General features: G+C 64.8%; 6 protein-coding genes and 3 pseudogenes. 5 read left to right on the top strand and 4 right to left on the bottom strand.

The annotated features are described in order from the left end of the window. Positions 1 to 86 precede the first annotated feature (86 nt). Positions 87 to 851, bottom strand: coding sequence for a hypothetical protein (locus Tam1G_RS08695; protein ID WP_101626211.1), 765 nt, complete (start codon positions 849 to 851; stop codon positions 87 to 89). Continuing rightward, entirely contained in the window at positions 844 to 2,331 is a 1,488-nt protein-coding gene (locus tag Tam1G_RS08700) for an AAA family ATPase (RefSeq protein WP_101626212.1), read from the bottom strand. The genes Tam1G_RS08695 and Tam1G_RS08700 overlap by 8 nt, the downstream gene beginning before the upstream one ends. A gap of 348 nt (positions 2,332 to 2,679) precedes the next feature. Here Tam1G_RS08700 and Tam1G_RS08705 point away from each other — a divergent pair, with 348 nt between their 5' ends. Next, positions 2,680 to 6,975 (top strand): LPXTG cell wall anchor domain-containing protein, encoded by a 4,296-nt coding sequence (locus Tam1G_RS08705; RefSeq protein WP_101626213.1) that lies wholly within the window; start codon positions 2,680 to 2,682, stop codon positions 6,973 to 6,975. Positions 6,976 to 7,147: 172 nt separating this feature from the next. Here Tam1G_RS08705 and Tam1G_RS08710 read toward each other — a convergent pair whose 3' ends face one another. Next, the gene (locus Tam1G_RS08710) at positions 7,148 to 8,629 is read right to left on the bottom strand and encodes a glycoside-pentoside-hexuronide (GPH):cation symporter (RefSeq protein WP_033495375.1); all 1,482 of its coding nucleotides are present in this window, start codon (positions 8,627 to 8,629) and stop codon (positions 7,148 to 7,150) included. 362 nt (positions 8,630 to 8,991) lie between these two features. On the opposite strand from Tam1G_RS08710, the gene lacZ reads away from it, so the two are divergent. From lacZ to Tam1G_RS08725, 3 genes and pseudogenes are all read left to right on the top strand, one after another. Beyond that, the gene (gene lacZ, locus Tam1G_RS08715; protein ID WP_101626214.1) at positions 8,992 to 12,153 is read left to right on the top strand and encodes a beta-galactosidase, LacZ type; all 3,162 of its coding nucleotides are present in this window, start codon (positions 8,992 to 8,994) and stop codon (positions 12,151 to 12,153) included. A gap of 96 nt (positions 12,154 to 12,249) precedes the next feature. Further along, positions 12,250 to 13,057, top strand: a pseudogene (gene nagB / locus Tam1G_RS08720) (glucosamine-6-phosphate deaminase). Between the two features lie 74 nt (positions 13,058 to 13,131). Continuing rightward, positions 13,132 to 14,435: pseudogene (locus tag Tam1G_RS08725) on the top strand (N-acetylglucosamine-6-phosphate deacetylase). 48 nt (positions 14,436 to 14,483) lie between these two features. Here the strand turns inward: Tam1G_RS08725 and Tam1G_RS08730 are convergent. Then, positions 14,484 to 15,485, bottom strand: coding sequence for a LacI family DNA-binding transcriptional regulator (locus tag Tam1G_RS08730; RefSeq protein WP_101626215.1), 1,002 nt, complete (start codon positions 15,483 to 15,485; stop codon positions 14,484 to 14,486). A gap of 423 nt (positions 15,486 to 15,908) precedes the next feature. Here Tam1G_RS08730 and Tam1G_RS08735 point away from each other — a divergent pair. Continuing rightward, a pseudogene (locus Tam1G_RS08735) lies at positions 15,909 to 16,247 on the top strand (integrase catalytic domain-containing protein); the annotation flags it as partial.

Genomic DNA, 16,247 nt, shown 5'->3' on the forward strand with positions numbered 1-16,247 from the left:
GTCCGCAATCACGATTCATATCCGCAAGCCAGAGAGTTTTAGGGCCGCCAAATGCGTTCCTAAAACTCTTTCTGGCGGCTGATGACCTATTGTAGTTCGCCTGCTAGGTATGGTTCCACGAATGCGAGGTTGCTGCCACGTTCGAGCGAGTGGAAGTCCTGCATGGCGTATTGCCAGGATTCCTCCCAAGTGGCCGGGTTGCCATGTATGCGTCGCAGGGATTGAAGGGTCGTCGAGAACAGGTTCGGGTTCTGCGTGAAGCGGTCGGCCAGTTTGATGGCGCCGCTCTGCTTGTGCTGCGCGTCCAGATTGTCGGTCCTACCGCGGAAGGCGTGTTCGAGGTTGCGGCTGACATAGAACAGACGGTATGGAATCAAGACGGTGCGGCCGCCCTGCTTCTTCCTGAATCCGTCGAGTTTGAGCAGGGAGTCCACGCCGTTTCGCTTGGTCGTCCGGTCTGCGATCAGAGCGTCGCGGTTCGTGGTGATGATGTCGGTCGTCGAATACAGGGTTTCTTCCGCTGACGGGTCCTCCCGCACTTGGTCGTCGGGCGTGAACGCCCCGTCGAGGTCGCAGATCTGGATGACATGACCGAGCTGGCCCCATGTGCGATCATGGTCCTTGAGATAATACTCGACGAGTTCGCGCACCGTTTGCGAGGGTTTGTCCGCGGGATAGAACCCGTTGCGCCGGTGGAATTCCTCACGGTGATTCGGCGCGGTCAGCACGTCGCAATGGAATTCCTGACCTTGGAACAGGCGGTTCTCGATCAACGCCGAGAACGCCGGCACGAGCAGGCTGGCGTCACTTGCGCCCTCCACGACCAGCAGGACGATCTTGCGTTTAGCCACGGTTCGCCTCCGTTCCGACGGCGTTGAGTGCTGCCAGATCGTCGTCGATGTCGTCGTCCTCGTCGGGGTGGCCGGCGGCGTAGAGGCTGTTGCCGAACATGCGCGGGATGGGCGAATCGTAGATGTCGGGACCGCTCCATCCGAGTTCGCTGGCCGTCAGGTACCGTTTGCGCTGGTTGTTTGTGGAGGACTTGCGCGGGATGGTCGCGAACCGATTCTTGGGATCGGTCACCGTCGTGCGGATGCAGCTGTTCGGCAGCACCTCCAATGCCCGCAGGTTATGGGCGGTGAACACCAGTTGTCCCGCGCACCCGTCCGCCAGCTGGCTCAGCATGTCGCCGAGCAGTAGCTCGAACACGCCGGAGTCGAACTCGTCCACGGCGACCAGCGCGTTCTCGTCGTTGTATGCGTGCTTGAGATAGCCGAGCAGCGCGGTGATACGTATGATGCCCTCGCTCTCGCAGCGGAAGGGCACCGTGACATCGCCTCGACGCGAGAACAGCTCCGCGGTGACCCGGTCCTCGCCGTCCTTGCCGGAAGGCGCGGTGCCGGTCTTCAACAGGACGTGCAGGCCGGGCACGATGGTGGGCAGGATGCGGTCGAAGGACTCCACGGTCTGCCCGAGCCGCTTCGCCTGGCCGGGGGTCAATGGATTGGGCTGCAGCAGGTCGAACGCGAACTCCGTGTTGCGACCTTCCGGGTTCTCCTCCATGATCGGGATGATCGCGAACGCGGCGTAGGAGCCACGACGGGTGGTGGACACGAAGATGCCGTTGGTCGCATAGCCGCACAGGGCCTCGCGCAGGCGAACGAACTCGCCGAAGCGTTCGTTGATGTACGTCAACGATCTGGAGGACACGCCGTTCGCCTCCCGCACGCGGGCCACAGCCCAGTCGATCAGGAACTCGGCGTCCGGCCGGTCGTCGAGCGTGGCGCACCGGGAGAACAGGAACGAACGCCCCTCCATGTACGCGCGGTCCGCGGTGCGCGAGACCACGGTCTTCACCGAAGCGACCGCCTCGATGGAACGCCACACGTAGACCGGGGTCGACACGAACCCGTCCGCCTCGGAATCCTCCATCCGATGCCCCAACACCTCACGGCCCAAGCGCGAGGGATCGTCGCCGATGCGCACCGATTCGGCGACGACGCGCGCCCGCGTCGAATCCGGGTTCGCCTTGCGCATGGACACCCTGTACTCAAGATAGCTCGGCTTCTGCTTATCGCCGACGAGGAACGTCGCCGTCACGGTCGCCGAACCGGCGCTGGCGCTGACGACATCACCGGCGGTATCCGGCAGCATATTCCCGGACAACAGCGCGCGCAGTATCCCGATGGCGTCGATGACGGTGGTCTTGCCGGACCCGTTCTGTCCGTAAATACCCGTGACGCTGCCGCCGGTGGGCAGATCATCGAAATCCAGGACGCCATGCGATATGTTCCTCATGTCGTCCAGAACAAGTCTTTTCAAACGAATCATCGCATTGCCATTCTCTAAAACTCACAATAATCAATTTTTAATTGAAATACATGACTATTATACAGCGTAACCTGTGTGCATACCGCCGCGTTTCGCAATCAGATCATAACCTGAGCGACACAACAGCCCAGATCCACGATGAGGTGGTTCGACCGGGACAACGTCTGTCCGCCGCAAGACCACCTGGAGCAGGGTGATGCTGATGGTGCGTTCGGGGTCCGACGGCCGGCCGTCGGGCTTGCGGGCGTGCTTTTCTTCCAGGGACCCGGGAGGAGGCGGGTTCTGGAGTCCCCGTCTCCCCCCTTTCCCGGAGAGGGGCTTGTGATCGCATGTGGGAAAGGATTTCGTATGAGGTTCGGGAAGAAAGGCACCGGCGCGGTGGCGTCGATCACTGCCGCCGCGGCGTTGCTGGCCTGTCTGGTTCCGGTCGCGTTGGCCGATAACGGTGGCGGTGGTTCCGGCGAGGATGGCGGCGGTTCGGGCGGTGGTCCGACGCAGACGGCCGATGTGCATTGGATCTACAAGGATTCGTGGCCGGCCACGCTGGATGGCATGAAGACGGCGTTGAGTGATGCGAAGGTGCGTCTGTCGTCCGATCTGGCGAACGGGCAGAACCAGTTCGTGAACATGAACAAGACTTTGAGCGACGCGATCGATGAGTGCCAACGCTCCTATACGGGTGAGGGGAACGCGGACTGCCGTCTGGTGGCGGTGGGCTACGTGCGCTTGGCGGATGGTTCGTTCAACGGCAGCTACGTGAGCTCGAACGCGAAGAACCGTTGGGAGGCGCAGTGGAAGGCCGAGGCGAAGGGCGACTACACGTATCAGGGACAGAAGTACTCGACCTCGACCACGTGGAAGGACAAGCTCGGCACGCGCAGCGTTGACTCGCTGGCACAGGAGTCGATCAACTCCAACCCGAACGCCTCGTTCCGCGTGATCGTGCTGGCGCAGAACCAGCCGCCGGTCGATTACAAATTGAACGTGACCACCAGCCACAAGCAGAAGACCGACATGCAGGTCGGCTCCACCGACCCGATCGGCGACGTCATCCATGCAGACAACGGCGGTTCCGCGATCAAGGAGACGTTGAACGGCACCGCGATCATCCATTACGAGAACGGCCCCTACCTGCCCGCGAAGAGCGTGAGCAAGCCGATCAGCTTCTCCGGCAATGGGGACACCCAGCTCGACAATCTCGCCTCGCCGAAGGATTTCGGCATGAAATACTGGGCCGAGGGCTCGTACTGGATCGACATCCAGGTGCCCAAGCAGGGCCGCATGCAGGCGGCCGTGGACACCGCGGACCGTGACCCGGCCGAATCCTGGAAGGTGAGCTCGGTGCCGCCCGAACCCCCGGTCAAGAAGACCGAGGACGGCGTGAGCGCCGACCGGATGACGAACCGCACCACCATCACGTACGGCACCGGCCGCGGCGGCTACGAGATGCGTTTCCGCGACGTGATCGAACCCAACGGCGTCGAATACTCCGTGGACAGCTACAGGCTCATCGACAGGACCGACGGCAACCGCGACGTTTCCGGCGAGTTCGAGATCACTTGGGACAAGGCGTCGAACACGGTGTCGGCCGCGCGTTCGGCGGACAAGGGCGAGATGCCCATGGACCATGTCTACGAGTTCAGCTTCGACGTGACCGTGTCGAAGCCCTCCGACTTCCAGCAGGTCAGGGACCATGCGTGGGGCAAGTGGAACCACGAGCCCGAGGCCGACGCCGGAACGAAACAGTTCGATACGTGGCGGCCGAATCCCGACAAGAGCTGGATCCGCCTGAACGCGAAGGGCCAGTGGGAGGCGGTCATCGACCCGAAGGAGACCAACCGGACCGGCGCCGACGATATGACGCTTCTGGACGGGGACCGGGTCGCCTCGGTGGTCAACGGCACCATCGCCAAGAACCTCATCCAGGCCCCGGAGACCCTGACGCTCACGGACGACTGGTCGGCCGCCGACTACCTGTTCGACGCCGACGACAAGTCGAAGATCAGGGTGTACGAGGCCGATGCCGGCACCGATCGCGAGTCCAGCGTCACCGACATCGCCAACCACGGCAGGGACGTCACCGACCAGTGGACGATCACGATGGAAGGCACCACGGTGACCGCCACCGCCGGCTGGGCCTATCGCGAGGGATTGAAGGGATTGAAGACCGCGAAGCAGGTCACGCTGCTCATCCCGGGCAAGGCGGCCTACGCCAACGGCAAGGGCGCGGGCCAGGTGCGCGACGACTTCGGCAAGCAGGCGAGCGACGAACTGTCGTTCTGCACCGCGCCGGACGGCAAGGCGCTGACGAACAAGGGCTCACAGACCGTCAACACGCACACCATCCCCACGAACGAGCCGAAGATCTGCGGCTACATACCGCCCGTCGTCAAGGACGTGGTCGGCGAATCCTCACAGGGAGGCGACCAGGCGTCCGTGGACGGCAGGGTCGTCTATCCGGGCCAACGCTTGGAATACCGTCTGGAGACCCAGCCCCACCTGCCCGGCAATCTCGCGTACTCGGTCAGCGAGGTGGCGGTCACCGACACCTATGACGAGCATCTTGAAGTGGACAAGCAGACCCTGGAGGTCACCGACCTGTCCACCGGCAAGTTCATCCCGAAAACCGAGTACGAGACCCAGTGGAACGACTCGCAGCACGCGGTGCGCCTCGTGTTCTCCGACGGGTACGTGAAGACCAACTGGCGCAACGGCGCGAACCCGCGCATCATCGTCCGCTTCGAGGGCACGGTCGCCAAGGACGCGCCCACGGACACCAAAATCGGCAACCAGTGGGCCCTGACGCTGAACAACATGATCACCCCGAGCAACAAGGTATGGAACGAGCCGCCCGACTTCACGCCGGTGAAGAAGGACACCCAGGCCGACCCGTCCATCAGCATCGACGGCAAGACCGTGCTGCTGGGCGACCGGATCTACTACCGCGTGACCATCGACGCCAAGCAGACCAACCAGGCCTACAAGGTCTGGAGGCTCGGCATGACCGACGACTGGGACGACGAATACCTCTCCCTCGACGCCAAGCGCATCGAGGTCACCGACACCGCGACCGGCAAGGACGTGACCGCGAAGTTCAACATCGCGGCGATCGACGGCGTCGCCTACGTGTACGCCAAGACCGCGGACACGAAGGTGCCGGCCACCGGCGAGACCATCAAGGGCGACCCCCAGCCCAAGAACCTCAAGGAATACGCCGAAAAGAAGGACCACGACCCATTGAAGGAGCCGGCCATCGACCAGTCGATGCTGGGCACGAGCTACGAGGTGAGCCTGCCGATGACCGTCATCAAGGTCACCGACGGGCATATCGTGAAGAACAAGGCCACGCAGGTCGTCAACGACACCCGCAAGGACACCAACGAGGTCGCCAACCCCCTCAAACCCGTCAACCCCTCCAAGGACGTGGTCGTGAAGGTGGACGGCGAATCCATCGACAAGCGGAGCGTGTACCTCAACAGCCTGTTCCTCTACCGCCTCGACAGCTCCGTGCTGCCCGCGCACCGCGCCTACCAGAAGGTCACCGACTGGAGCATCACCGACCCGCTCGACACCGAGCATGACCAGTACACCGGCCAATGGGCCGTATACGCCATGCGCGACCTGACCGAGCAGGGCAAGGTGATCGCCCGCAAGGGCGTGAAGATCGCCGGCAGCGGCTTCGACGCCAGTGTGTACGGCGACGAACTGTTCACCCTCGCGCAGGACGACAAGGGCGTGGTCACCGTTACCGCGACCCAGCGCATGCTCGACCTCGTCAGCGGCAACGACGAAAGCGAGCAGGCATGGACCGCGTTCATCCAGTGCAAGCGCGTCAAGACCGGCGAACACATCGCCAACCGGTTCGACGAAACCATCAACGGCACCAAACGTCCTTCCAACCAGGTCGAGACGCACACGCCCGACATGACCCCGAGCCTGAAGATCGAGAAATGGGACGAGGCCTCCGGCTGGCCGGCCGGCGACCGCGACCAAGTCAAGGACGCGCTGGCCATGCAGGGCGACACGCGCATCGTGTTCACCATCACCAACACCAGCACCACCGACCCCGACACCAAGCAGGGCGCATGGTACCGAACCAAGGACCTGAACCTCAAGGACCAGCTGGTCGCCGGCGACGGCCGGGTGACCGATCTCGAATACCCCGCCGATTGGGACAGCCGCATCCTCAAGCCCGGCGAGAGCGTCGAGGTCAAGGGCGTCCTCAAGGGCGTGACCGGCCATCACACCGACCGCGCCACGGTCACCGGCACGCCGTTGGTTGAATGCGTCGTCTCCGACCCGGATCCGTTCGACGGCAAGGACGAGACGTCCGCGCCCGATGACGCGGTCACGATCGACGGCAGGCTCGTCTGCCCCGACACCGAAGTGGTCAGCAACACCGACGACTGGAACGGCTACCGGACCGGGCTCGCCCATACCGGCGCCGCCGTCCAGGGCGTGATCGCGGCGGCGATCACCCTGCTCGCCGTCGGCGTGGGACTGGTCGCCGCCCGCAGGTTCAGGCGCGGGAACAACGCCGCCGGCCGCCACTCCGGCACGATGCAACCCGTCGATGCCGGGGCCGCCGACGCGGATGCCGTCGAAACCACGGATTCGGTTCCCGGCGGGCAATCCGTGGTCTGACCGAAGCGGCGGGGACCGTTCTCCGCCGCGATGATTCTTCCGGCCGGACGACAATCCGGCCGGAACCCCGCCGGTTCTCTTCCTTCTTCTCTCCCCGGCGGGCATGGCAACGGCCCGACGCCAACGGTTCAAACCGTTCGCGTCGGGCCGTTCCCTTGCCGTTTTTGGCTGCTTACTGTTCGTCGGTGTTCTCGGAGGCGAGTCGTTCTTCGAGCTGTTCGACGATGTGGTCGTGCATGTTCTCGTCGATCTTGACGGTCAGGAGGAAGACGACGAGGCTGGCGACGATGCCGGCGAGCGGCAGGTAGTAGGCGCAGGTCTTGAACGTGCGGATGTTCGCGGCGGTCATGTCGGCGGCGGTGGCGTTGCCGACCATGCCGGCGGCGACGGCCACGAAGCCCACGATGCCGTTGGACAGGGCGCCGGCGATCTTGTCGAGCATCGGGCGCACGGAGAGGGTGACGGCCTCGTTGCGCTTGCCGGTCTTGAGCTGGCCGTATTCGATGGAGTCGGTCATGCTCAGGATGGCGGTCATCTGGATGGTCTGCGCGGGCAGGTAGAAGAGGACGAGCGCGACGATGACGACGGGCAGGTTCATGGGCGCGATGATGAACAGCGTATAGCCGGCGATCATGAACGCCATGCCGGCGGTGTACAGCCAGCGGCGCGGGATGCGCCGGTTGAGCACCGGGTAGAGGGGCGTGGTGACCAGTCCGGTGATGACCGGGATGACGCCGGCGATGGAGAAGCTGTCCGGGGCGCCGAGCACGTATTTGAACTGGTAGAAGAGCACGCCGGTGGTGGCGACGTTGGCCACGGAGTACAGCAGGTAGCTCAAGGCGACCCACAGGAGCTGGTCGTTCTGGGCGATTGCCTTGAACGCCTCGATGGGGTTGCCGTTGGCCTCGGCCTTGGCGCGCAGCTCGCCCTGGTTCTCGCGGGTGCCGAACGCGACGCTCCACGCGGTGAGCAAACCGAGCACGGCGATGATGATGGCGAACGCGGCCCAGCCGGTGCGGCCCTGCTCCCATTGGCCGGTGAACTTCCAGGTGAACCAGCTGACGACGGGCACGACGATGACGGTGACGCCGTTGTATCCGATGGATCCGGTGAACGCGCCGAGAGCGGTGTACGTGCTGCGCTCGTGCGAGTCGGAGGAGATCGCGGGGATCATGCCCCAGTAGGAGATGTCGCGCAGCGAGTAGATCACGTCCAGCAGGATGAACACGATGACGAACAGGACCATGAACACGCCGGTGTTCACGTCCACGAGCCCGAACAGGCCGGTGAACACCATGATCAGCAGGATGCCGGGCACGAGGCCTCCGATGAACTGCCAGGGACGGAACCGGCCCCAGCGGGTGTTCGTGTTGTCCACGAGGTTGCCGAGCAGCGGGTCGAGGAAGATCTCCGCGATGCGGATGACCACCACGAGTCCGGTGATCACCGCGATGAGGCGCGCGGCCAGCGTCTTGTCCACGTCGATGAACAGCGCGGTGGTCACGAACGTGATGAAGAACGTGCTCATCGTGTTGTAGAACGCGGCCTGGCCCAGGTTGCCGAACGCGTATGCGATCTTCTGCCCCATGTTCCTGGTGGGCATGGGCTGCGGCTGTCCGGGCGTCGCCGTGCGCTGTGTGGTGGATCCGCTCATGGTGTGGTGGCCTCCTTGCGACCTGTAAAGAATCCGTGCGCGGGAACAGCTCCGATCCCGCAAGACGCGAGTATAGGACTTTCTTGAAAAAGTAAAAAACTTTACCGCGTGTCGCAAGCAATGCCAACGATTCATGTTCGCCAATCCAACACACCGCGCGGGCGCTGGCGATGGTCGGAGACCGGATTATCGTTGATAAGTAAAGGCTTTCCGCTGTTCTTGCGGTCGCAGTCGGGACAAGCGCAAGAAGTTGCGTAAATTAGTAAATATCTTTATCATCGTTGTGCAAGGAGTCACATTCGAAGGCTCCCGAACTGCGGCGGCAACGACGCGACGCAATCCGATGCGAAAGCGAGGACATCATGAACACAACCGACGATCAGCGGAAGAACGGCGATCCGATCGTCTCCCCGTCCATGCCGACGACGGCATGGCTCGCCGACCCGCGCGTGTACGCGGTCCACCGGCTCGACGCCCATTCCGACCATGCATGCTGGTCGCACGCCCCCTCCGTCGGCGAGGGCACCAATCTCACGCAGAGCCTCGACGGCGAATGGCGGGTCCGAGTCGAGACGGCGCCGGCGAACAGCTTCCCCGACGGGACGAGCGACGGGCCGGATTGGATCAGCGACGTGTCGCCTCTGTTCGCCGCACCGGGCTTCGACGACTCGTCGTTCTCCCGGGTGCAGGTGCCCTCGCATCTGGAGACCGCGGGGCTGCTCGACCCGCAGTACGTGAACGTGCAGTACCCGTGGGACGGCCACGAGGACCCGAAGGCCCCGGCCATCCCCGAGCATGGCCATGTGGCGGTCTACCGACGCGAGTTCGCCGCGGAGGGCGCGGTCGCCCAGGCCATCCGCGAGGGCCGCACGGTGACGCTCACCTTCCAGGGCGCTGCCACCGCCATCTACGTGTGGCTCAACGGCGCGTTCGTCGGATACGCCGAGGACTCCTTCACGCCCAGCGAGTTCGACGTGACGGACGTCGTCAGGAAGGACGGCAACGTGCTGGCGGTCGCCTGCTACGAGTATTCGAGCGCGAGCTGGCTGGAGGACCAGGACTTCTGGCGTCTGCACGGCCTGTTCCGCTCCGTCGAGCTCAATGCGAGGCCCGCCGCCCATGTCTCCGACATCCACGCCGGGGCCGATTGGGAGCCCGCCACGTCGATCGGATCGCTTTCGCTGGACGTACTGATCGACGGCGCCGCGAACGCCGCGACGGCCGACCTCGCACTGCGGGACAAGAACGGCGCCGTCGTCTGGCGCACCGCCACGGAAGCGGCCGGAACGCTGCACGCCGAGGCCGAGATCGACGACGCGGCCCCCTGGAGCGCCGAACGCCCCGACCTGTACGAGCTGTCCGTCACCCTGCTCGACGCGGACGGCAAGGTCCTGGAGACCGCGCGCACCCGCATCGGCTTCCGGCATGTGGCCATCGAGGACGGCATCCTCAAGCTCAACGGCAAACGTCTCGTGTTCCGCGGCGTCAACCGCCACGAGTTCGACTGCCGGCGCGGCCGTGCCGTCACCGAAGAGGACATGCTGTGGGACATCCGCTTCATGAAGCGCCACAACATCAACGCGGTGCGCACCTCGCACTACCCGAACCAGTCCCGCTGGTACGAGCTGTGCGACGAATACGGCATCTACCTGATCGACGAGACCAACCTGGAGACCCACGGCAGCTGGAACAGCCCCGGCGACATCCCCGTGGGCACCTCCGTCCCCGGCGACGACGAGGCCTGGCTGGGCGCGTGCATCGACCGGCTGGACAGCATGATCCTGCGCGACCGCAACCATCCCAGCGTGCTCGTCTGGTCGCTGGGCAACGAATCCTACGCGGGCGAAGTCCTCAAGGCCATGAGCGCGCACGCGCACCGGCTCGACCCGTCCCGCCCCGTCCACTACGAAGGCGTCAACTGGAACCACGCCTACGACGGGATCAGCGACTTCGAAAGCCGCATGTACGCCAAGCCCGACGAAATCCGCGACTGGCTCGAACACGGCGACGAACGGGGCGAGGCGAACAAGCCGTTCGTCAGCTGCGAGTACATGCACGCCATGGGAAACTCGTGCGGCGGTCTGAGCGAGTTCATCGACCTCGAACAGTACGAGCGCTACTCCGGCGGGTTCATCTGGGACTACATCGACCAAGGACTCGTCCAGCGCCTGCCCGACGGGCGAGAACGCCTCAGCGTCGGCGGCGACTGGGCCGACCGGCCAACCGACTACGAATTCGTGGGCAACGGCATCGTGTTCGCCGACCGCACGCCCAGCCCCAAGGCGCAGGAGGTCAAGCAGCTGTACTCGCCGGTCAAGCTCACCCCCGACGGACACGGCGTGACCATCGAGAACCGCAACCTGTTCGCCGGCACCGACGGCTACGTGTTCGCCGCACGGCTCCTCGAAGACGGGCATGAGATCTGGCACGCCGACTACCGGTTCGACGTGGACGCCGGAGACACCCAGCGCCACGACATCGCCTTCCCCGACATCGACACGGACGGGAATACGCGCGAGGTCACCTACGAGGTCGATCTCCTGACCGCGGAAGCCACCGCATGGGCGCCGGCCGGTTACGAGCTCGCGTTCGGCCAGCTCACCGGCACACTCAACCCCGAACGGGACATCACCGAGACCGATCATGACGACGACGGCCGCGCGACGGTCACGCTCGGCCGGTGGAACGCGGGCATCCGCCGCGACGACGAGGAAATCCTCCTGTCACGCACCCAGGGAGGCATCGTCTCCTGGAAGCGGGACGGCCGGGAAATGGTCATCCGACGCCCCGAACTCGTCACCTTCCGCCCGCTGACCGACAACGACCGGGGCAACCGTTCCGGATTCGACCGCGCCGCATGGTTCGCGGCCGGCCGCTACGCCGTCGTGACCGATACGAGCATCGCGCAATCCGACGACGGAGGGCTCACCGCCAAATACCGGTACGAGCTCGCCGACCCGGACCACACGCCCGTGACGGTCGCCTACCGCATCACCGCCGACATGCGCATGCGACTGACCGTCGAATACCCCGGCGGAGCCACCGGTGCGGCCAGCCTTCCCGCGTTCGGCGTCGAATGGGAACTGCCCGGCGAATACGAGCGTCTGCGCTACTACGGCCCCGGCCCCGAGGAGACCTACCGCGACCGCAAGCAGGGCGGCAAACTCGGCATCTGGGACGCCACCGCGAAGACGAGCATGGCACCGTATCTCATGGTGCAGGAAACCGGCAGCCACGAGGACGTCCGCTGGCTCGAAGCCATCGACATCCAAGGCCACGGATTGCGCGTCACCCAGCGCGGCGACCGTCACTTCACGGCCAGCCTGCTGCCCTGGAACACCTACATGATCGAGGCAGCGCGCCGCCATGAGGACCTGCCCGAGCCGCGCCACAACTACCTGCGTCTGCTCGCGGCCCAGATGGGAGTCGGCGGAGACGACTCCTGGGGAGCCCCCGTCCACACGGCCTACCAGCTGTCCGCCGGCAGGCCGCTCACCCTCGACGTGGACCTCGAACTCATCTGACCGGCAACGGGCGGCGGCATACACCACCATGCCGCCGCCCGTACACGTATATATACATTTCCCAAACACACTCCACAGGAAAAGAGGCAATCAATCATGGCTGAAGTGATCATCGTCAAGAACGAAGAGGAGGCCGGCGAGATCTACGGCCGCTGCGTGGCGGACCTCATCAAGGCCAAGCCGGGCGCGGTAGGCGGCCACCGGTTCCAGCCCGCTGGCCGCCTACCGCGCCCTCGCCAAGATCGTGAAGGACGAATCCATCGACGTCTCCCATGTGCGCGGCTTCGCGCTGGACGAGTACCTGGGCCTGCCGCTGACCCACCCGGAGTCCTACCACTCCACCATCCACCGCACGGTCGTCGAGCCCCTGGGCCTCGACCCGGAAAAGGTCCACGTGCCCGGTGACGTGCTGAACGGTGCCCCGCTGGAGGACGGCGAGAAGATCGCCGCCGCCGGTCCCGCCTACGATGCGGCCATCGAGGCCGCGGGCGGCATCGACGTGCAGATCCTCGGCATCGGCACCGACGGCCACATCGGTTTCAACGAGCCCGGCTCCTCGCTCGCGTCCGGCACGCGCGTGAAGACCTTGGCCGAGCAGACCCGCATCGACAACGCGCGCTTCTTCGACGACGACATCAACCAGGTGCCGACCCACTGCATCACGCAGGGCATCGGCACGGTCCTGAAGGCCCGTCATCTCGTGCTGCTCGCGTTCGGCTCCGGCAAGGCCGAGGCCATCGAGGAGACCGTCGAGGGCGGCGTCTCCGCGTTCTGCCCGGCCTCCGCGCTGCAGCTGCACCCGCACGCCACGATCATCATCGACGAGGAGGCCGCGAGCCGTCTGCGCCACAAGGACTACTACCGCTACGCCTCCACGCACAAGCCGGCCTGGCAGGGCATCTGATCGGCAGACGAACGATTCGGGCTCCTTCTTGCTTCGCAAAGAGGGAGCCCGAACCCATATGCAGGAAGGAAATCATGACGCAGGACAGAGATGAGATCGTAGCCCGCGTGACGGCAGTGCTGGAAGGCGAGGCCAAGCCGGTCGCGATTCGAGGGGCGCGCAAGGTGGACGCCCGCGGCGAGCAATCCGGGTACTGGGTGGTCTCGGACTCGCGTGGCGTGATCGTGGCCACGGGCTCCGCCGCGGCGGACGGCACCGGCGAGGAGGCGTTCGAACACGCCTGCCGCACGGTCGGCATCGACCCGGCCTCCCGCTCCGGCGAGGTCATCGACGCTGCCGGCCGCATCCTCACGCCCGGCTACGTGGACATTCATGCCCACGGCGCCTGGGAGAAGTCGTTTGACGACGGCCCGGACGGCATCGACGTGGCCCGAGCCGGTCACGCGGTCCACGGCACCACCCGTCAGGTGCTCTCGCTTATCACCAACCCGATGGACGTGATCTGCCGCAACATCCGCACCGTGCATGAGAAGATGGCCTCCCGCCCGGACATCCTCGGCTGCCACCTTGAAGGCCCGTTCCTCGCCTTGAAGCGCAAGGGCGCGCACGACCCGAACTGCCTCAAGGACCCGGTGCCCGAACTCGTGGATCGCATGCTCGACGCCTCGGGCGCCGACCCCGCCGTCGGGCGTCTCGGCTGCATCCGCCAGATCACCATCGCCCCCGAGCTCGAGCACGGCATTGGCGCCATCAAGCAGTTCGCGGCCGCCGGCGTGGTGCCCGCGGTCGGCCACTGTGACGCCGACTACGCCACCGCCCAGGCCGGCTTCGACGCGGGCGCCGGCATCATGACCCACATGTTCAATGCGATGAACGGCCTGCACCACCGCGAACCGGGGCCCATCCCGGCCGCCGTCGAGGACCCGCGCGTCACCATCGAGCTCATCAACGACGGCTTCCACGTGCAGAACCCGATGGTCAAGCTCGGCTTCGGACTGGCGCCCCACCGCATCGCGTTCGTCACCGACGCGATGGCCGCCACCGACTGCCCCGACGGCGCATACAAGCTCGGCGAACTTGACGTGAACGTCATCGACGGCCACGCCCGACTCGTCTCCAACGGCGCCATCGCCGGCTCCACGCTCACCCTGGAGGTCGCGGTCCAGCGCGCGGTCAACGAACTCGGCTTCAGCCCGGTCGCCGCCGTCGAGGCCGCCACCCTCACCCCGGCCCGCGCCTTCGGATTCGACCGGGCCAACCCCGTCACCGGCACGCCGCTCGGCCTGATCGCCCCGGATACGCCGCCGACCTCAACCTCCTCGACCCCGCCGACTGGACCGCCCAACACGTCTGGTGTGCCGGCCGCCAGATGAAGTAAACGCCTCCCTGTAGGCCGGAGCCGGTGCCGTTTGTCTTCGATGACGCCTTATGTCCGAGGAACGAAGCTGGCGCGCGGCACCAGCTCGGTCGTGAGCAGGATGTGACGCCGCACCCGCCGCTCGTGCTTTAATCCGTCGATCAGGGTGGAGAACGCCATGCGGGCCAACTCCCTTTGATCGATCGCATACGAGCTCAGCGGCGGCGACGTGTATCGGGCGATCGACTGGTTGTTCACGCTCACCACGGCCAACTCGTCGGGGACCGCCACGCGCAGTGCGTTCAACGCCTGCAACGCTCCCACCGCGAGCACGTCGGCAGCCACGATCAAACCATCGGGCATGCTGCCGGCCTCACGATGGTCGGCCACCAATTGCTCCGCGAGACGGTAGCCGTTCTCCACGGTGAACGTGCCGGACGAATACACCAATCCGTCCGTTTCCAATCCCAAGTGCGCGGCCCACTGGCGGAACGACAGTTCACGGATGTCCTCGGGATAGTCATGCGTGCCCATGATGCTGCCCACTCCGCCGAGAAACGCGATGCGCCTGCGGCCCGCCGCGATCATCGCGTCCAGGGCGTCCAGCATCGTCTGCGACAGATCGGGCCGTACGGAGTCGAACAGGTGCGGCGCCGGATTCGTGTCGATGCACACGCCATGCGGGAGCACCGCATGCAGGGCGCGCAGGTCCGCTTCGGGAAACACCGTGGCGCCCACGGTGATGAACCCATCGAACTCCGCCGCACGTTCCGTCAACTCGTGTATGGATCGGATGAACGTGGGCTGGTCCAATTCCATCGACTTCGCACACTCCGCAAGAACCTTCCGCAGATCGGCGAAGTACGCATCCTGCAATTCCTCCCCGGACGGAGGCGCATCCAACACCGCGATCGCGGGACGGAACACGTTGCGGTATCCCATCTCCTCGCACACGCGCAGCACGCGCCGACGCGTCTCCTCCTTGATGGAGAACGACGGGTCATTCAGCAAGCGCGACACCGTGCTCTGCGACACCCCGGCCCGTTCCGCGACTTCCTTGAGCGTGGCCATGACATCCTCCCCGCAAACTTTAGTAAAGGGTTTTACTACAGCATAACCCGGGAAGGCGGGGTTAGCGGCATTGGCGGCGTGGAAGTTTACCCATGACTGGTAGACTGCACATGTCCCGGTAACAGGGGGCAATGCATAGGGGTGACGGGCATGTGCAGCAACATTCCCGTCACCTTTTAAAATTCGGAAGATAATTTTATTTCCAATAGACCGACCGATACACGTTTGGACGAGGCATAACGATTATCTGACGTTTCCCTCAAATATCATTCATAATTTTCAGTATAAATGAACCGAAATTTCTGATGCAGGAACGACGTGCCTCACGTTTTTTGAGCGCGTAGGGTGTGGTGGTGCCTCATCGGGAATGAGCGCGAACGGTATCGGTCCTGTTTGGCTTGTCTTATGGAAGACAGGATCAGCATGGCGACGAAGCGGCAGGTCACCCTGAGATTCAGGGATGAATACATGAAGGCGTCGAAGAAGGACAAGGGACGCATCCTCGATGAGATGTGCTCCGTGCTGGGAATCGGCAGGAGCACCGCGAGACGCAGACTCACGGAAGCCGGGCGCGGCAGGCCGTCGATGTCGCCCGCGGAGCGGCCGAAGCGGTATTCGGAGCAGTCGCGCGAGCTGCTGGTCCAGGTGTGGCTGATGATGGATGCGCCGTGCGCGAAGTACCTCAAGGCGATGCTGCCCCTGTGGATGCCCATGCTGCGCGCGCACGGCGAGCTCGCCGACTGGGACGGTTTCGCGTTCCGC

It is taken from the genome of Bifidobacterium imperatoris, assembly GCF_002860405.1.
Classification (GTDB): domain Bacteria; phylum Actinomycetota; class Actinomycetes; order Actinomycetales; family Bifidobacteriaceae; genus Bifidobacterium; species Bifidobacterium imperatoris.

Bases quoted from the DNA above. Each gene is read 5' to 3' on its own strand.
- Tam1G_RS08730 (WP_101626215.1), bottom strand. From the start codon at position 15,485: ATGGCCACGCTCAAGGAAGTCGCGGAACGGGCCGGGGTGTCGCAGAGC.
- Tam1G_RS08710 (WP_033495375.1), bottom strand. From the start codon at position 8,629: ATGAGCGGATCCACCACACAGCGCACGGCGACGCCCGGACAGCCGCAG.
- Tam1G_RS08700 (WP_101626212.1), bottom strand. From the start codon at position 2,331: ATGATTCGTTTGAAAAGACTTGTTCTGGACGACATGAGGAACATATCG.
- lacZ (WP_101626214.1), top strand. From the start codon at position 8,992: ATGAACACAACCGACGATCAGCGGAAGAACGGCGATCCGATCGTCTCC.
- Tam1G_RS08705 (WP_101626213.1), top strand. From the start codon at position 2,680: ATGAGGTTCGGGAAGAAAGGCACCGGCGCGGTGGCGTCGATCACTGCC.